Source organism: Acinetobacter sp. USHLN143 (genome assembly GCF_037145695.1).
GTDB classification, from domain to species: Bacteria; Pseudomonadota; Gammaproteobacteria; order Pseudomonadales; family Moraxellaceae; genus Acinetobacter; species Acinetobacter fasciculus.
Map to the genome: position 1 here is coordinate 1 of NZ_JBBCWZ010000156.1, position 1,752 is coordinate 1,752.

Consider the following 1,752-nt stretch of genomic DNA (forward strand, 5'->3'; position numbering starts at 1 on the left):
GCAGTCCTTAACAGATTTACGGAATTAGGTCGACCACTTACCCAAGTTACGCCTTAAATTTGGCTCAATTAGGGGCGCTTTGCATTTCAAATCTTTGTGCAACAAAGCCGAGCATGTGCTGTTTGTGATAAATTGAGATTATGTTGAGTGAGTTCTCTAATAATTCTAAGTTGTTGAAAGTTCATAATTTGGATATAGAATATAAAAATAAGAGCAAATATATAAATAAATGCTCTTTTAGATGATCAATGATTAACGCATTGTGACGAATTCTTCAGCAGAAGTCGGATGAATTGCTAAAGTGTTATCGAAGTCTTTTTTAGTTGCTCCCATTTTTAAAGCAACAGCAAAGCCTTGCAGAATTTCATCCATACCGTATCCAATACCATGAATTCCGACCACTTTCTCATCAGTTCCTACACAAATTAATTTCATTTTTGTGAGTTGTCGATGTTCTGTTATCGCTGTATACATGGATGTAAAGGAAGAACTATAAATTTTGATGGCATCTTTACCAAATTTTTCTATGGCTTGATCTTCGGTTAATCCAACTGTTCCAATAGGTGGGTGACTAAACACCACAGTCGGAATATTTTCATAATCTAAATGTTCATTTGGCTTATTGTTAAATAAACGTTCAGACAGTCTTCGACCCGCTGCCACAGCAACAGGTGTTAACTCGACTTTACCTGTAATATCACCCACTGCATAAATGCCAGACTGTGTTGTATTTTGATATGCATCAACATGAATAAAGCGATTCTCGTTCAATTGAACTTGAGTCTTATTAAGATTGATCGCTTCAGTTGCAGGTTTTCTACCAATTGCCCAAATCAAGCAATCTACACTATGTTCTGTACCATCTTCTAGGTGTAATACAAGTGAGTTATCTTGAACTTTAGTCACTTTGTTAATCTGACTATGAGTATGCACGTTAATATTTTCACTGCGCATATTCTCTAATAGTGTTTTACCAAGGAAATGATCTAATCCACGCAAAGGCTGATGTTTACGAATAAATAATTGTACATTCGAACCCAATGCATTAAGAACACCTGCCAATTCCACAGCAATATAGCCAGAACCAACAATAGCAGTCCGCTTCGGTAAGTGTTCTAATCCGAAGAAACCATTGGAATCAATACCATATTCAGCACCTTCAATTTCAGGTTTGAATGCTTGAGTCCCCGTAGCAATTAAAATATGGTCAGCTGTGTACGTTTCACCATTTACTTCAATTGTTTGAGCATCTAAAAATTTTGCAAAACCTCGAATGACATCAACATTATTTTTAGCTAGTCCTGTGTCATACGATGTATGTATTCGGCTGATATAGGCTTGTCTGTTTTCAACTAATTTCTTCCAGTTAAAGGATTTCAATTCTGTATTAAAGCCATAGTCAGGACCATATTTATGAATCGCATCGGCAATTTGAGCTGAATACCACATCACTTTTTTAGGAACACATCCTACGTTGACACAGGTTCCACCAATATCACCCATTTCTATCAGTGCACATTTCTTACCATACATGGCAGCACGATTGACTGATGCAATACCGCCACTGCCTCCGCCAATCGCAATATAATCATAGTGTTTAGACATAAATGAAATTCCTGTTTTTTAGATTTAAAAAGTTAATGATATACGCTGAATTATCAGGAGACTTTCCCTTGGGAGATTCTAGGCAGCCAACTTATAAAAGTCTTCGGCCATTTGATTTGGTGTCTTAAAACCCAAACCCTTTTGAAT

Annotated in this window: 1 protein-coding gene; it reads right to left on the bottom strand. The window is 36.6% G+C overall.

What is annotated here, in order from left to right:
• Nucleotides 1-252: 252 nt before the first annotated feature.
• Entirely contained in the window at nt 253-1,605 is a 1,353-nt protein-coding gene (gene gorA / locus WFH18_RS17360; protein WP_002122354.1) for a glutathione-disulfide reductase, read from the bottom strand.
• Nucleotides 1,606-1,752: the final 147 nt, after the last annotated feature.

Bases quoted from the DNA above. Each gene is read 5' to 3' on its own strand.
- gorA (WP_002122354.1), bottom strand. From the start codon at position 1,605: ATGTCTAAACACTATGATTATATTGCGATTGGCGGAGGCAGTGGCGGT.